The 16,593-nt window shown below is 65.7% G+C and carries 11 protein-coding genes; 6 read left to right on the top strand and 5 right to left on the bottom strand.

Annotated elements, in window-relative coordinates; translation table 11 throughout:
- The first annotated feature begins 242 nt into the window (after positions 1-242).
- A complete protein-coding gene (locus Q8T13_06515; GenBank protein MDP3717401.1) occupies positions 243-560 on the top strand; it encodes a hypothetical protein in 318 nt (105 codons plus the stop codon).
- A gap of 36 nt (positions 561-596) precedes the next feature.
- On the opposite strand, the gene gpmA is transcribed toward Q8T13_06515, so the two are convergent.
- The 3 genes from gpmA to glgC all read right to left on the bottom strand — a co-directional run bounded on the left by gpmA (position 597) and on the right by glgC (position 4,039).
- Positions 597-1,346 (bottom strand): 2,3-diphosphoglycerate-dependent phosphoglycerate mutase, encoded by a 750-nt coding sequence (gene gpmA, locus Q8T13_06510; GenBank protein MDP3717400.1) that lies wholly within the window; start codon positions 1,344-1,346, stop codon positions 597-599.
- A gap of 90 nt (positions 1,347-1,436) precedes the next feature.
- Positions 1,437-2,753, bottom strand: coding sequence for a phosphopyruvate hydratase (gene eno, locus Q8T13_06505; GenBank protein MDP3717399.1), 1,317 nt, complete (start codon positions 2,751-2,753; stop codon positions 1,437-1,439).
- Between the two features lie 11 nt (positions 2,754-2,764).
- Positions 2,765-4,039, bottom strand: a complete 1,275-nt coding sequence (gene glgC / locus Q8T13_06500) for a glucose-1-phosphate adenylyltransferase (GenBank protein ID MDP3717398.1) — start codon at positions 4,037-4,039, stop codon at positions 2,765-2,767.
- Between the two features lie 189 nt (positions 4,040-4,228).
- Here glgC and Q8T13_06495 point away from each other — a divergent pair, with 189 nt between their 5' ends.
- Positions 4,229-5,230 carry a hypothetical protein gene (locus Q8T13_06495; GenBank protein MDP3717397.1) on the top strand — a complete coding sequence of 334 codons (1,002 nt, stop codon included), beginning with the start codon at positions 4,229-4,231 and terminating at the stop codon, positions 5,228-5,230.
- Between the two features lie 156 nt (positions 5,231-5,386).
- Positions 5,387-7,225, top strand: coding sequence for a TonB-dependent receptor (locus Q8T13_06490; GenBank protein ID MDP3717396.1), 1,839 nt, complete (start codon positions 5,387-5,389; stop codon positions 7,223-7,225).
- A gap of 60 nt (positions 7,226-7,285) precedes the next feature.
- On the opposite strand, the gene Q8T13_06485 is transcribed toward Q8T13_06490, so the two are convergent.
- Positions 7,286-8,326, bottom strand: coding sequence for a saccharopine dehydrogenase NADP-binding domain-containing protein (locus Q8T13_06485; protein ID MDP3717395.1), 1,041 nt, complete (start codon positions 8,324-8,326; stop codon positions 7,286-7,288).
- 250 nt (positions 8,327-8,576) lie between these two features.
- Between Q8T13_06485 and Q8T13_06480 the strand changes: the two genes are divergently transcribed.
- The 3 genes from Q8T13_06480 (at position 8,577) to Q8T13_06470 (ending at position 15,714) form a co-directional block, all read left to right on the top strand.
- Positions 8,577-11,489: an ATP-binding protein gene (locus Q8T13_06480; protein MDP3717394.1), complete on the top strand. Its 2,913-nt coding sequence runs from the start codon at positions 8,577-8,579 to the stop codon at positions 11,487-11,489.
- Positions 11,490-11,491: 2 nt separating this feature from the next.
- Entirely contained in the window at positions 11,492-12,961 is a 1,470-nt protein-coding gene (locus Q8T13_06475) for a sigma-54 dependent transcriptional regulator (protein MDP3717393.1), read from the top strand.
- An 80-nt stretch (positions 12,962-13,041) separates the two neighbouring features.
- Entirely contained in the window at positions 13,042-15,714 is a 2,673-nt protein-coding gene (locus Q8T13_06470) for a M14 family metallopeptidase (GenBank protein ID MDP3717392.1), read from the top strand.
- A gap of 40 nt (positions 15,715-15,754) precedes the next feature.
- Here the strand turns inward: Q8T13_06470 and Q8T13_06465 are convergent, their stop codons facing one another.
- Complete coding sequence (locus Q8T13_06465; GenBank protein ID MDP3717391.1) at positions 15,755-16,507, bottom strand: hypothetical protein; 753 nt, start codon at positions 16,505-16,507, stop codon at positions 15,755-15,757.
- Positions 16,508-16,593: the final 86 nt, after the last annotated feature.

Genomic DNA, 16,593 nt, shown 5'->3' with positions numbered 1-16,593 from the left:
CTCTGGCATCCGCCCAAGTCACAGCAAAAACACAACTTATAGCGTTCTTCCCTTGACACGACCCCAACCCCTTCATAGAATGGCCGGGAATTTCCCTGCTGCATCGTCCCACCTGATGACGACTTTTCGCCGATGTCCGCCCGCCGCCCGGTGGGTCACGCATCGGCACATGCCGACGGTCCCAGCCGATTGGCGAAATGCGGGTGAACCTGGAGGTTTGCCCTACGGGAGGGAGCCGTCCTATGGATGACGTGGTAAACCGGTTCGCGCGAGAGCTGGCCGACTCCATCGCCGCTGCTGTTTCCGAAAGTGCCCAGGTTGAAGCGTGCCGCGAGCGGGCGCGCGCGGCTGGATACGAGATGAAGGTCAATCTCGAGGCGGTCGTGGGGTTCGTGAATCGTGGCCAGCCGCAGGACGTGGGCGCCGCGGTCCAGGCCAAGGTGGCGACCTCGAAGGCGCTCGTGCCGCGCAAGCCGTTCGACATGACCGTGAACGACCGCCGCTTCCTCCGGTCCCTGCGGATCGCTGCGGAAGAGGTCAAGGTCGAAGAAACGAACTAGCGGCTCGCCCTGAGCGAGCCACGCGAGTCGAATGGGTTACGGCTGCCGCGACGCCTGCTGGGCGACCGCGGTAGCCGCCTTCTTCGCGGCTTCCGCATCTCCCAGGTAGTAGTTCCTGATCGGCTTCAGGGCCGCATCCAATTCATAAACCAGCGGGATCCCGGTCGGGATGTTCAGTTCGACGATGTCGCTGTCGGAGACATCGTCCAGATACTTCACGAGCGCGCGCAGCGAGTTGCCGTGGGCGACGACAATGACCTTCTGGCCGGCCCGCACCGCGGGCGCAATCGCCTCGTTCCAATAGGGCAGGAAGCGCGCGACCGTGTCCTTCAGCGATTCGGCGAGCGGCAGGTCTGACGCCGCCAGGTTCTTGTAGCGCGGATCGCGCGACGGGTGCCGCGGGTCGTCGGCGGTCAGCGGCGGCGGCGGGATGTCGTAGGCCCGGCGCCAGATCTTGACCTGGGCGTCGCCGTGCTTGGCCGCGGTCTCCGCCTTGTTCAAGCCCTGCAGCGCGCCGTAATGCCGCTCGTTCAGCCGCCAGCTGCGCTGCACGGGAAGCCACAGCTGATCGAGCTCGTCGAGCACGATGTTGCTGGTGCGAATGGCGCGCTTCAGCAGCGAGGTGAACACCAGGTCAAAGCCGTAGCCCTCGTGCTTCAGCAATTGTCCGGCCGCACGCGCTTCCTCGCGGCCCTTGTCGCTCAGGTCAACGTCGGTCCAGCCGGTGAAGCGGCCTTCCTTGTTCCAGGTCGACTCGCCGTGACGGATGAGAACGAGTTTGAACATATGGGAATGCTTCTCACGGAAACACCAAAACACGGAAGCGCGGTTTGGCCAAGGCTGTGTTTCGGTGCTTCAGTGGTTCAGTGCGAGGCGTTATGCCAGTTGCTTGATGGCCGCTCGACCGGCGTATTTGGCTGCGCTGCCGAGCTCCTCTTCGATCCGGAGCAGCTGGTTGTACTTGGCGACGCGGTCGCTGCGCGACGCGGAACCGGTCTTGATCTGGCCCGCGGCGGTGCCGACCGCGAGGTCGGCAATCGTCGAGTCCTCGGTCTCGCCCGAGCGGTGGGAGACGACGCAGCGGTACCCGGCGGCCCCCGCAACGGCCATGGCGTCGAGCGTTTCGGTGACGGTGCCGATCTGGTTCAGCTTCACCAAGAGGGAATTCCCCACCCCCTCGGCGATACCTTTCTTCAGAATCGCCGGATTAGTGACGAAGATGTCGTCACCGACGAGTTGCACCGTGTCGCCCAGTTGTTGGGTCAGCAACCGCCAGCCGGCCCAATCCGATTCCGCGAGGCCATCTTCGATTGAGATGATGGGATACTGCCGCGCCCAGTCGGCCCACATCGCGACCATGGCGGCCGAGTCGAAAGTTCCCTCACCTGACCGCTTGAGCTCATATCGCCCGTCGCCTGCGTAGAACTCGCTGGCGGCCGGGTCGAGGGCGATGAATACGTTCTCGCCGGCCTGATAGCCGGCCTTGCCAATTGCCTCCATGACCACGTCGAGTGCGTCGCGGTTTGACTTGAGGTTGGGCGCGAAGCCACCCTCGTCGCCGACGCCCGTGGACAAGCCACGACCCTTCAGGATTGACCGCAGCGCGTGGAAGATTTCCACCCCAGCGCGCAGACCCTCGCTGAACGACGTAAACCCGAGCGGCATGACCATGAACTCCTGGAAGTCCACGTTCGAATCGGCGTGCGCGCCGCCGTTCAGGATGTTCATCATCGGCACCGGCAAGGTGTAGCGGGGTGCTTGCCCTGAGCCTGTCGAAGGGGTGCCGGCGAGGTCAGCAATGTGCGCGTAAAGTGGCTTGCCCTGCTGCGCGGCTTCAGCCTTGAGGGCGGCCATTGACACGCCGAGCAGCGCGTTGGCTCCGAGCCGGCTCTTGGTCGCGGTGCCGTCGAGCGCGTTCATCGCCTCATCCAGCGAGCGCTGGGTGAAGTCTTTGCCGCTGACGGCCGGGCCAATCGCTGAGTTGATGTGGCCCACGGCGTTGCGCACGCCCTTGCCGAGATAGCGCGTCTTGTCGCCGTCGCGCAACTCGAGCGCCTCGCGCTCGCCGGTCGATGCGCCCGACGGCACCCCGGCACGCCCGCGCGCGCCGCCGTCAAGCGTGACATCCACTTCAACGGTCGGATTGCCACGGGAGTCAAGGATCTCGCGGCCACGAACCTCGGCGATTCTCATGACCTCAGATTCTATCCGCGACGGTCGGCTTCTGCTTCCAGCCTGAGCGCTTCTTCCGAGATCGGCGCCACAAACGGCTCTTCGCCGGTCGCCACCACCACCACGCCGGCCTCCGACACCGTGTGGCGACGGCGGTCCTCCTCGGCGTTGAACCCGATCATCGCGCCGCGCGGGATGTCGACGTCGCGGTCGATGATCGCCCGGCGGACCCGCGCGTGCCGTCCCACCCGCACGCCGGGCATCAGGATCGCCTGCTCGATGCTGCAGAAACTGTGCACGCGGACGTTCGGGCACAGGATGCTGCCGTGAATGCGGCTGCCGGAGACGATGCAGCCCTGCGAGATCAGGGAGTCTTGCGCCTCGCCGCGCCGCCAGTCTTCGGCAAACACGAACTTGGCCGGCGGCGCCTGCGGCATGTAGGTGCGTAGCGGCCACTCGGGGTCGTACATGTTGAACTCGGGGTTGACGTGGCACAGGTCCATCTGCGCCTCGTAGTACGCGTCAATCGTCCCGACATCACGCCAATACTTGGCGGCCTTCTTGTTCTCGTCGTAGAACTCGTAGGCAAACGTCTTGCCCTCGCCGATCAGCGCCGGGATGATGTCCTTGCCGAAATCATGGTGACTATGCGGCTTGGCGGCATCCTCTTCGAGGGCGCGAATCAGCACGTCGCTGGTGAACACGTAAATGCCCATCGAGGCGAGCGCCATCCCCGGATCGCCTGGCATCGACGGCGGGTGCTGCGGCTTCTCCAGGAACCCGGTGACCCGGGCATGCTCGTCCACGGCGACGATGCCGAAGCGCGGGCCGTCCTCGATTGGCACCTCGATCGCCGCCAGCGTGACCTCGGCGGCCGTCTCAATGTGGAACCGCAGCATCTTCTGGTAATCCATCTTGTAGACGTGATCGCCGCCGAGTACCACGACGTACTTCGGCGCTTCGCGAATGATGGAGTAGAGGTTCTGGTAGACGGCGTCGGCGGTGCCCTGGTACCAGTGCTCGCCGACCCGTTTTTGCGGCGGCAGGATCTCGATGAACTCGCCCAGCTCTTCCGAGACGACGGTCCAGCCCTGGCGGATGTGGCGGTTGAGCGAGAGCGACTTGTACTGGGTGGCAATGAAGACGTGCCGCAGCCCCGAGTTGATGCAGTTGCTGAGGACGAAGTCGATGATTCGGTATGGCCCGCCGAAGTACACGGCTGGCTTCGCCCGATCTCTCGTCAGCGGGGCGAGGCGTTCGCCGGCTCCGCCCGCCAGCACAATTACGAGGACGTCGTTTTGCAGCATGGGTGGCAGCTCCTCAGCACCATATCACCGGATGTCTCCCGTTTTCACGCCAAACCTCTACTGTAATAACGATTTAGCGTTTGTTGACTTGATCGCGGTGGCCCCCTATGATCGGGTGATCGGAAGCGTAGGGGCGTGCCGTAGCGCGCCCTCTTTGAGGGGGAACTGATGATGGTATTTCGGCGTGCAATGGCCGTGGCAGTCGCGCTGGTGGTGTCGGCAACCTTTGCCGCATCAGGAGTAGCTGCTCAGCAGGCTCCGAAGAAGGACGAGAAGAAGCGCAGCAAGCAGGAACAGGCAGAGATCGAGCTGCTCGTGAAGACCGTGGACGGTATCATGGCCGGCCAGCCTGCGCCCGCCGACATCACGATGTCGGTCCAGCCCTTCTTCATGAAGTCGCAGGAGGCGCGCACGTTCGTGCCCTTCGTGCTGAGCATCAACAACGCGCCCAAGACGGACTCCGCGCTCTACATCCGCGTGGTCAACCCGGCGGCCGTGCCCGACCCGAAGGCCAAGAAGGTCGAGTACCCGTGGGACGACATTCACTTCGTGCCCGCCGCGCAGATCGCCGGTGATGCGCCCAAGCTGCACCGCGTGTTCATGGCCGTCGCCGGCACCTACGACGTGTACATCGCCTTCAAGGAGCGCCTGGCCGACAAGGCCCCGAAGAACACCGTCGCCAAGATCGGCGTCCTCAAGACCCAGATCACGGTGCCCGACTTCTACAACGCCGAACTGAACACCAGCACCGTCCTGGTTGCCGATACGGTCAACATGCTGACGGCGGCGATCGGCCCGGAGGAGGCGCGCGAGCGTCCGTTCGTGTTCGGCGCGCAGGAACTGATCCCGGCGCCCGACATGGAGTTCAAGAAAGCCGACGAGCTGTCGGTCTTCTTCCAGGTCTACAACTCAGGCCTCGACGCGGGCGGTAAGCCCGACCTGACCCTCGAGTACGAATTCCACAAGACCGAGGCTGGCGCCGAGAAGTTCTTCAACAAGACCAACCCGCAGGTGGTCAACGCCTCGATGCTGCCTCCGCAGTTCGACCCGGCCAAGTTCCCGGTCCCCGGCGGCATTACCGTCCCGCTGGGGTCTTTCGGCGAGGGCGAATACCGACTGGCCATCAAGATCACGGATAAAGCGGCCAATAAGACGATTACTCGCGACGTCAAGTTCACTATCAAAGGGTAGGGACGAACCGCACCGCTTTGTCCGCCGTAGCCTTGGCGACGGCGGACGAAAGGCGTAGACTAGGTAGACTGCCCGCCCCCTCAAACGGGGCGGGCAGCAACGTCACAGATGGGCACCCCCCGTCGCCTGCTCGCCCCGGTTTCGATGCTATGCCTGTTGGCATTGCACTCGACCCTTGCCTCGGCACAACCCCAGATCGAACGCATCACTAACCTCGCCGCCGCCAGCACAGGCCACATCGACGGCTCGGTGATGGACGAAGCCGGCCAGCCACTCGATGGCGTGGTGATTTCCGCCCTCGGCAACACCACCGCGTTTGCGGTGTCCGATAAGGCCGGCCAGTTCACGCTGCGCCAGCTGCCCCCCGGAGCCTACCTGCTTCGCGCGCACCTGCAAGGCTTTCACGCGCCGCGCAGCACCATGGTCAACGTGCGGCCCGCCGCGAGCAGCCCCTCGTCCTTCACCCTGCGGCGCGAAGGCACTGCCAGCGCCCCCAGCATCGTCAGCGCCGGCATCGGCACCACCGCGATCGGCGCTCCGGTCGGCGCCTCCGGAAAGGACGACCGCAACGAAGGCGACTTCGCCTGGCGGTTGCGCCACCTGAAGCGCGGCGTGTTGCGCGACGGCCAGGCCATGGCCGGTATCCCACAAGACAATCCGCACGATGACGACTGGTTCATCACCGACTCGTTCCAGTTCATCGGCCGCGCGGTCGGCTCGTCGGCGAAGGCCGCTACGGCAATGTTCTCGGACCTGTCGCTCGGCGGCCAGGTCAACCTGTTGACGACGGGGGCCTTCGACAATCCGCTGCAGTTGCTGCAACTCGACCGCACGAGCAGCGTCGCCTTCTTCTCGGTCGGCGCGCCGGTGGGCACGCACGGCGACTGGACGGTGCGCGCGGCCATGAACCAGAACGACCTGAGTTCCTGGATGCTCGCCGGCAGCTACGTGGTCACCGCCCCGGTTGCTCACCGCTACCAGGTGGGGATGTCCTACAGCCTGCAGCGCTACGAAGGCGGCAACACCGCCGCGCTGCTGGCCGTGAACGACACGGCGCGCAACGTCGGCTCGGTGTTCGCCTACGACGAGTGGGAAGTGTCGCGCTATCTCTCGCTGAGCTATGGCGCCACCTACGCCAACTACGATTACCTGGGCGACGCGCCGTCGCTGTTCAGCCCGCGTTTGGCGGCGACGCTGTCGCCCACCCGCAACGTGCGCGTGCGCTTCTCCGCGGCGCGCGAGTTGAGCGCCCCGGGCGCGGAAGAATTCCTCCCGCCGACGAGCGCCGCCTACCTGCCGCCCCAGCGCACGTTCTCGACCTTCTCGTCCGCGGCCATGCGCCCGCAGGAGCTGCAGAACTACGAGGTCGGCGTCGAGCGCGTCTTCAACGGCGCCACGTTCGGCGTGCGCGCGTTCGAGCAGCGTATCAGCGACCAGACCGTCACCCTGTTCGGCTTGCGCCACGACCAGAGCACCGACGCCTCGCTGGGCCATTACTACGTCGGCGCCGCCGGCAATGCCACCGTCCGCGGGGTCGGCGTGACCTTGACGCACGCGCTGTTCGAAAACTTCCGTGGTTCGATCGATTACTCGCTGGCCAACGCCACCTGGCAGTCGCCGTCGACGCCGGTCGAGTACGCCGTGCTCACGCGCTGGGTGCCGTCGGCCGTGCGCAGCGCCGAACGGATTCACGACGTGACCACATCGCTGCAAACCGAGATTCCGATGACCGCCACGCGGGTGGTCGTGCTCTACAAGCTGAACACGGCGTTCGTGTCGGGTTCGCTGACCGACGGTCCAGGCTTCGACGCACGCTTCGACCTGCAGGTCAACCAGGCGCTGCCCTTCATGAACTTCCGCGCGTCAGAGTGGGAGATGCTGTTCGGCGTACGCAACCTGTTCCACGAATCGCTCGCCGGCGCCTCGGTCTACGACGAGATCCTCGTCGTGCGTCCGCCCAAGCGCGTCGTCGGCGGCCTCACCGTCAGATTCTGAAGAAGGCCTCGGGCCTTCGGCCCTCGATAGGGCTCGGCGCTGCGCGCCTCCTGGCGAGCCCTATGCGACATCCTCGCGGGTCACCCCCTCGCACTCCAACACGAAATCCGCGCCGTAGGCCTTGGCCGGTGTTTGAAAACCAGCCGGCGCATTGCCGCTCAAGACCTTCCGCACCGCGGCCAACGCGGCGCGCCCGGTCCAGACGACGCCGGCTTCGGGACCGTGAAGGCGCGCGGTGGCGCGCGAGCCGCGATCGTCTTCCACTTCACCCCAGACGTGAGTGATGGTGCGCGCGCGCTGCTCGGCGCCTGGCCCCGGTCGCACGCCGCGCTTCAACAGCGCGCGCAGCATCGGGATCCTGAAGAGCGGCCGCAGGTAGTCCAGCTTCGCCATCTGCCGCCGCGCCGACTCAGGCAGCAAGGCGTAGTCCTCGATGTCGGGAATGCCGGTGCTGTGGTACGCCATGAAGACATCGCCCCATGTCAGCCGCGTCGCCTCGACAGGGCCGTCGCCAAAGTCGATCATGCGGGTCTTCACGCCGCGTTCGGGGACCTCGAGCCGTCCGTTGCGCCGCACGCGGTTGCCGTACGGAAGCAGCTCGATCATGGTGCGCTGTGTTCCCGGTGGGAGCCCGCCGGGCCCCTGCGTGCGGAAGGCCAGCGTCAAGCGCGTGGCCGAAGGCAGGCGCTGCTTCAGGTGGAGCGCCAGGCAATCGGTGGGCACCACGTCGAAGCCGACGCCTGGCAGCAGCATGACGCCCTGCCTCAATGCGTCGCCATCGAGGGCGGCGATGCCTTCGTACACGGGGATCTCGCCGGTGAGGTCGAGATAGTGCGTGCGTGTGCGGAGGCACGCTTCGACCATCGGCTTGAAGGTGTGGATGTACGGTCCGGCGCAGTGCAGCACCACCTTCACATCGTCGAGAAACCGATCGATGTTCGGGCCGAGGTCGAACACGCGGTGTTCGAGACCGAGTTCGGTGGCCAGCGCGGCGAGTTGTCCGGGGTTACGGCCGGCGAGGACGGGCCGCAGGCCGGTGTCGGCGGCGAGGCGGGCGATTGCCTCCCCGACGAACCCGGTGGCGCCGTAGAGGAGGAACATGGGCGAATCCTATCAGCGAGGCTCGCTGAACATGAGGTCAGGATTTTCGCCCATATTCGGCGCATACTAAGTTTTGGATCGAACCACCACATGGTTGGATAGTTAGACCACCTGGTTCGCGCCTGGGCTGGAAAAGGCTTATTTATCAACTGTTTAGCCGCCTGTTCGCGGCCGAGCTCGTGGTATGGGGTTTGCTGTAAATTCGCCGGATAGCCCTGTCTTGTTAGGTAACACTGAACCAACGACGGCCATGCCCGTTTCCGACCCGGAATCCTGGTGGCGTGAGTGGCGGCAAACCGCGTTGCCGATTGCGGTGACGCTCGGCCTGTTGGTGCTGGGGTTGGCCAACGTCGTCTCGCGCGCGACCTCGACCGAAGTTGAAGACGGCGTGCTGTGGGTCGAGCGCGCGGTCGGCGTGGTCGCCGCCGAAGTGGCGTCGCCGTCCGCGGCCAGCCGCGCCGGGGTTCGCCCCGGCGACATCCTGCTCGCGATTAACAACCAGCCGGTGGACGGCCGCCAGGACGTGCTGGCGTTGCAGCACGGCGCCAACGCGGGCGAGCGGCATTTGTACACGTTGCTCAGGCTGGGCTCCCATCAGATTGCGACCGTCTCGCTGGCGCCCATGCCGAGCGGCACCGGCTTGTTCTACTACGTGCTGGCCGCAGTCGGCATCTTCACCTTGCTGGTGGGTGCGGCGGTCCGCGCGCGCCGGCCGACCGACCAGGCCACGCTGCACTTCTTCTGGCTGTCGGTGGCGTTCTTCGGCGTGTTCACGTTCTCGTTCAGCGGCCGGCTCGATCGCGTTGACTGGGTCTTCTACTGGGGCGATGTGATCGCGCTCAGCGTGCTGCCGGCGCTGTTCCTGCATTTCACGCTGGTGTTCCCCGAGCGCCCGCACATGCCTGGTTACTCGGCCACGCTGGCGCGCTGGCTGCCGGCCATTTACCTGCCGGGTGCGGTGCTGGGCGCCACGCGCACGCTGGCGGTGCTGCGGTCAAGTGTCGATCCCGAGTACTTCATCAGGGTCGTCACGCTGCTCGATCGGCTCGAGTACGTCTACCTCGCCGGGTTTGGCGCCGCGGGCCTCGCGGTGCTGCTGCGCGCGCTGTCGCGCGCGCGCTCGGTCACGGTGAAGCGCCAGCTGCGCTGGATCGTGTGGGGCACTGCCCTTGGCGCCGTGCCGTTTGCGCTTGGCTACGCCGTGCCGTTTGCCCTTGGTGCCGATCCCTCCATTCCGATGGAGCTGTCGGCGGTGCCGCTGGGCCTCATTCCGCTGGCGTTTGCCTCGGCCATCATCCGCTATCGCCTGATGGACGTGGAGATCATCCTCAAGCGCCTGCTGGTCTACATTTCCGCGGTGGCCGCCATCGTTGCGATCTACGTGCTGATCCTGCGCGCGTCTGGCAACGAGATGCTCGACGGCGAGTCGCAGCACCGCTGGGTGATCGCCTTCCTGGCCACCGTGGTCGTGATCCTGCTGGCCAAGCCGGTAAAGGAGGGGTTGCAGCGGGCGATTGATCGCGCCTTCTACCGCGACCGCTACGACTACCGCCGCGCGCTGGTGAGCTTCGCCGGCGAGTTGAACAGCGACCTCGATCTCAACCGCCTGGCCGATCGCCTCGTCACGCGCGTGCGCGAGACCATCGAGCTGGATCGCATGGCGTTCCTGCTGGCCAACGACGCCGGCGATTTCGACGTGATCAGCCACGCCGGCTTCGAATCGGCGCCGCCGCGGTTGTCGGGCGCGTCCGGGGTCGGCACGCGCTTGAACAGCTCGCACACTGTGCGCCTGGACGACCCGCTGGCGGCAACCCGATTCACCGCCGAAGAGGTGGAGTTCTGGCGCGATGCCGGCATCTTCTACTTCGTCCCCTGCATCACCAAGGACACCGCGATTGCCGTGCTCGCGCTCGGCCGCCGCGCCAGCGGCGAGCCGCTCAGCAGCGAAGACACGGCGCTCGTGACTGCCGTCGCCGCGCAGGCCGCGACCGCCATCGAGAACGGCCGTCTCTATCGGCAGTTGCACCTCAAGGCGTCGGAACTCGACCGGCTCCACGCCTTCAACGAGAACATCCTCGAGTCGCTCGACGATGGCCTGTTGGTGATGGGGCCGGGCGACCACGTGGTGCGCTGGAACGCGGCGCTCGAGCGCCTGTATGGTCCGCGGCGCGCGGCCGTGCTCGGCCAGCATCTCGACCGCCTGTTCGACGCGCATGTCATCGAATTGCTCAACGCGGCGCGTCGCGACCAGCCCGACGGCACCACTATTTTCCGCGTCCCGCTGCTGGCCCGTAACGGCGTCGACGGCGCCCGCCTGCTGGTCAACGTGACCACGGTGCCGCTGCAGGCCCTGGCCGGCGGCTCGCAGGCCGGCACCATCGTGATCTTCGAGGACATCACCGAGCGTTCGCAGATGGAGGAGCAGCTGCGCATCTCGGAGAAGATGGCGTCGCTCGGCCTGCTGGCGGCCGGTGTGGCCCATGAGGTCAACACGCCGCTGACCGGCATTTCCAGCTACACCCAGATGCTGCTCGAGGGTGCCGACCCGGCGGATCCGCGCACGCCTGTGCTGGAGAAGATCGAAAAGCAGACCTTCCGCGCCGCCCGCATCGTGAACGGCCTGCTCAACCTGTCGCGGCCGAGCGCCGCGGAACAATCCGAGCGCACTGTCGTCGATCTCAATGTGGTCATTGCCGACGTGCTGTCGCTGCTCGAGCACCAGTTCGAGAAGGGCAGCATCAAGGTGCGCCGCGAGCTTCATGCCGAGCCGGTCCGCGTGATCGGCTTCGAGTTCAAGCTGCAGCAGGTGTTCCTCAACCTCTTCCTCAACGCCCGCGACGCCATGAACAGCGGCGGCTGGCTGACCATTTCGACCCGCACCGACGGCCGGGAGGTGGTGGCCGAGGTGGCCGACACCGGCAGTGGCATTGCCGCAGAGCACCTGGCCCGCATTTACGACCCGTTCTTCACGACCAAGCCCATTGGCCAGGGCACCGGGCTCGGGTTGTCGATTACCTACGGCATCGTGCGCGAGCACGAGGCCACCATCCAGTGTGACAGCACGCCCGGCACCGGCACCCGATTCGAGATCCGATTCGCAGCTTGCCCTGAGCAAGCACGAGCGGATGATCCATCCGCTCGTGCGAGTCGAAGGGGACACTAACCATGCGACGGAATGCGTCAGTACTGGTCATCGACGACGAAGAGGTGATGCGCGACATCCTGGGGACGCTCCTCGAGCGCGAGGGCTACAGCGTGCGACTGGCGTCGGGCGGGCAGGAAGGGCTCGAGCTGGCCAAGTCGCTGCCGTTCGACGCGGTGATCGTCGACGTGATGATGCCCGGCCTCGACGGCATGCAGGTGCTGGACGAGATCAAGAAGCACGACGATGACCTGCCGGTGCTGATGGTGACCGCCTACGCCTCGATGGAAAGCGCGATCGCGGCCATGAAGAAGGGCGCGTTCGACTACATCACCAAGCCGTTCAAGAACGACGAAGTGCTGGTGGTGTTGCGCAACGCCGTCGAGCGCCGCCAGCTGGTGGCCGAGAACGTGGCGCTCAAGCAGAACCTGCAGGCGCGCTACCACAAGTTCTCGGGCATCATCGGCAAGAGCAGCCGGATGAAGCAGGTGTTCGACCTGATCATCCAGGCGGCGCCGAGCCGCTCGACCATCCTGATTACCGGCGAAAGCGGCACCGGTAAGGAACTGGTCGCCCGCGCCATTCACCAGAATTCGGCGCGCAGCGACCGCTCGTTCGTCGCGGTCAACTCGGGCAACCTGCCGCCCGACCTGCTCGAGTCGACCCTCTTCGGCCACGTCAAGGGCGCGTTTACCGGCGCGGTGTATCCCAAGAAGGGCATGTTCGACCTGGCCGACAAGGGCACGATCTTCTTCGATGAGATCGGCAACGTGCCGATCGAGACGCAGGCGAAGCTGCTGCGCGTGATGCAGGAACGCGAGTTCATGCGCCTGGGCGGCATGGAAACCATCAAGGTCGACGTCCGCATCGTCGCCGCAACCAACGTCGACCTGAAGCACGAGATGGAAGAGGGCCGCTTCCGCGAGGACCTCTACTATCGCCTGCACGTGATCAGCATTCACCTGCCGGCGCTGCGCGAGCGCCGCGACGACATTCCGCTGCTGGTCCAGCACTTCCTCGACAAGTACGGCGAAGAGAACGGCCGCAAGAACATCGAGGTGGCGCCGGAAGCGCTCGACCTGTTGATGGAGTACGACTGGCCGGGCAACGTCCGCGAGCTGGAGAACGTGATCGAACGCGCGGTGGTGCTGGCGACCGGGCAGCGCATCGGCACCGAACTCATCCCCGACCAGGTGCGCAAGAGCCCGTCGTTCCAGATCCCGCACGTGGTGATGCCGGTCGAAGGCGTCTCGTTGAAGGAAGTGACGGTTGCCTACGAGCGCCAGTGGATCGAATCGGCGCTCGAGGCCGCCGGCGGCGTGCAGAAGCGCGCGGCCGAGTTGCTGCGCATCAAGCCGACGACGCTGAACGAGATGATCAAGCGGTACGACATCCGCCCCAGGCGGAAGAAGGCGTCGGCCGCCGGCGCCGAGCCCGAGCCGGGACCTGCAGAAAACGGCGACGAACTCGAGGTCGTCGGCGAACCCGACTAGCGAGCCATTCACAGGAGACCAGGAGGTCAGAAGAAGATTCTTCTTCTGATCTCATGAGCTCCTGTCCGAGAATGCTCGCTATGAAAGCCAGCATTCGCACCACCCTCGTTCTACTCGCGCTGCTTGCCGCGGGCGCCTCAATACAAACACCGACAATCCAGGCGCAATCGGCTGCGCCTGCGGCCGTCACCTCGCCCGAGAAGTTCTTCGGCTTCCAGATGGGTGCCGATCGCAAGCTCGCCAACTGGGACCAGCTGCATGAGTACTACCAGTTGCTGGCGAAGACCTCGAACAAGCTGAAGGTCGTCGAGCTCGGCAAGAGCAGCGAAGGCCGGCCCTATCTGGCGATCTTCATCTCGTCGCCCGCCAACCTGGCCCGCCTCGAGCAGTTGCGCGCGGCGAACGCGCGCCTGGCCGACCCGCGCGGCCTGTCGGAGGGTGAGGCCCGCAAGCTCGTCACCGGCGCCAAGGCGGTGGTGATTCAGTCGTTCGCGCTGCACTCGAACGAGGTGGCCGCGTCGCAGACGGCGGCGGAGTTCGTGTTTGACAGCATCACGCGGACCGACGAGGAAGCCACGCGCATGCTGGACAACGTGATCAGCATCGTGATGCCGTCGATCAACCCGGACGGCACGCAGATGATCGCCGACTGGTACATGAAGTACGTCGGCACCGAGCACGAGGCGGCGAACCTGCCGTGGCTGTACCAGAAGTATTCGGGCCACGACAACAACCGCGACGGCTTTGCCCTGAACCTGCCCGAGTCGCAGCACCTGGGCAAGTTGATGTACCGGGATTGGCTGCCGCAGGCCTATGTCGACCATCACCAGATGGGCAGCGGCAATGCCCGCCTCTACATTCCGCCCTATGCGGAACCGATTCGTCCTGGCGGCGACCCGCTGGTGTGGCGCGAGATGACGCTGTGGGGCGCTCACATGGGCAACCAGCTCGAGGCGGCCGGCAAGACCGGCGTGATCGGTTCGGCCATCTACTCCGGCTGGGGCCACATGGGCTTCCACTGGATCACGCCGTTTCACAACATCGCGGGCATGCTGACCGAGTCGGCGAGCGCGCGGCTGGCGACACCCATGTTCATGCACCCCGATCAGCTGCGTGGCGGTCCCCGCGGCCTGCCCGCCTACGAGGTGCAGACGACCATGCCCAGCCTCTGGAATGGCGGCTGGTGGCGCGTCCGCGACATCGTCGAACAGCAGAAGATCGCGGCGTGGGCGACGGTTGACCTCGCGGCCCGCAACCGCGAGACGGTGCTGTGGAACATGTATCTCAAGGGGACGCGGCAGACCGAGCGCGGTGCCGCGGCGCCGGTGAAGGCCTACGCGATTGCCGCGGACCAGCACGATCGCCAGACGGTGAAGAAGCTGGCCAACATGCTGATGGCCTCGGGCGTCGAAGTGCACCAGGCCAAGGCGCAGTTCATCGCCGATGGCCGTGTTTACGGGCCCGGGTCGTTCGTCGTCACGACGGCGCAGCCAAAGCAGGGCCTCGTCCGCTGGATGCTGGGCCGCACCTTCTATCCCGACAACACCTACACGCGCGATCTCGAGGGCAACCCGATTCGACCCTACGACATGTCAACCGACACGTTCGGCGAGTTCATGGGTGTGCGCAGCGATCCAATCGGCGAGAAGATCACCGCCGATCTGGTCAAGCTGACGGCGCCGGTGCCGATGACCGGCACCGCGGCCACCGCGGCTGCGAATGGCTACGTGCTCGACGGCCGGTTGAACGACAGCTTCCGCGCGGCGTTCCTGCTGCTCGACAAGGGCATGGCCGTGCGCCGGGCCAGCCAGCCCTCGGCTGATGGCAGCGTCAAGGCCGGCGACTTCCTGGTCGCGTCCGGTGATGTTGCGGCTGTCGCGCAACAAACGGGGGTGGACTTCGTCGCGCTGAAGTCGGCCGTGACCACCGGCGCGTACGCGCTGCGCAAGCCCCGGGTCGCCATGTATCAGCGCTACGGCGGCGGCAACATGGACGAGGGTTGGACGCGCCTGATGCTCGAGCAGTTCAACGTGCCGTTCAAGTCGATCATGGACACCGAACTCAAGGCCGGCGGCCTCGAGGCGAAATACGACACCATCATCCTTCCGGCTGACTCCATCGCCGCCATGACCGGCGAGCAGCCTCCCGCCGGCGCGGGCAGTCCAGGGGGTGGCGGCGGATTCGGTGGTGGTCCCGACAACACGCCGGCCGAGTTCCGGAGCGGATTCGGCGCCGAGGGCGTCAAGGCCCTCCAGGCGTTCGTCGAAAAGGGCGGCACGTTGCTCACCTTCGCGAACGCCGGCGACCTCCCGATCCAGCGCTTCAGCCTGCCGCTCCGCAACGTCGTGGCCGGGCTGCCCTCGAAGCAGTTCTGGTCGCCGGGGTCCACGCTGAAGGTGCACTTCGCCAACACCAATCCGCTGGTCTACGGAATGCCGGCGGACGGCCTGGTGATGTTCATGGCCGGCGGCCAGGTCTACGAAGTGACGTCCACCGACCGCAGCCACAACGTCGAGATCCTCTCGACCTACCTCGACCGCGACATCCTGCAAAGCGGCTGGCTGCTGGGCGAACAGGTCATTGCGAAGAAGGCGGCGGCCGTGTCGGTGAAGCTTGGCGAAGGCAAGGTCGTGCTGTTCGGATTCCGTCCCCAGCATCGTGACCAGACGCACGGCACGTTCAAGCTGGTGTTCAACGCGCTGTTGAATGGCCCGGCTGGCGAGGCCGCCACGACCACGACCTCGCGGCAGTAACAGGGCGGGCCGGGGGGTGACCTCCCCGGCCCCTTCCCGGTTACAGAAACGGTTGCAGCATCGCGCGGCCGACGACGAGCCATCCCGCCGATTCGACGAACAATACGCGAACGAACGCAATTGCCAGCACGGCGGTGCTGATCGCATCCACGCGATGCACCCGCCCGCGCGTCACAACGTCGAACCCCATCGCAATCGCCATCGGCGACAGCCAGAGCAGGAAGAACGGGAGCAGCGGCAGGTTCAGCCGCGCCACGGCGGCGAACGCCAGTGCCACGGTGGCGGCAATAATCAGGCGCTTGTGGATCTCCGGTTTGTGCCGGAAGGCAATCGCCGTCCCGAAGAAGCCTGCGAACAGGATCATGTCGCCGATCGGCAGCAACAGGAATCCGGCGGCCGCGTCAACCGTCCATTCACCGGCCCGCACGTGCATGACCGGTGCGGCGAAGGTGACGATCACACCCATCACGAAGACCAGCACGCCGTAGCCAATGCCGAGCCGGCCCACCTGGCGGTGAAGCCGCACCCTGCCAGAGGCGGCCAATCCGACTTGCAGGAAGAGCAGGGCCATCCAGCCGGTGAAGACCGCGCCGTGCAGGTGCATCACCAGCGGCCGCGTGACGCCGCCGGACAGCAGCGCCCCGAAGTAACTTGGCCAGAAGCCGGTAATGACGGTGGCGATCAGGAACAGTGTGAGGCCCAGATAGAACTGGTGGGTGCGGCGGCGGTCGGCGACGGTGCGATCTCGAAGAAGGTCCCGAGCGTCTGCAACTGCTTCTGCTGCTGGTGCCATTGGCGAACCCCTTGGCTGGCGTTACCGGTCGAGCAGCCGCATCTTAACCGCGAACAGAGCAAGAGAAGACGTTTCTCTTGAACTCC

This window comes from Acidobacteriota bacterium, assembly GCA_030697165.1.
In the GTDB taxonomy this organism is placed as follows: domain Bacteria; phylum Acidobacteriota; class Vicinamibacteria; order Vicinamibacterales; family UBA2999; genus 12-FULL-67-14b.
This window is presented reverse-complemented; position numbering and strand designations above follow the sequence as displayed.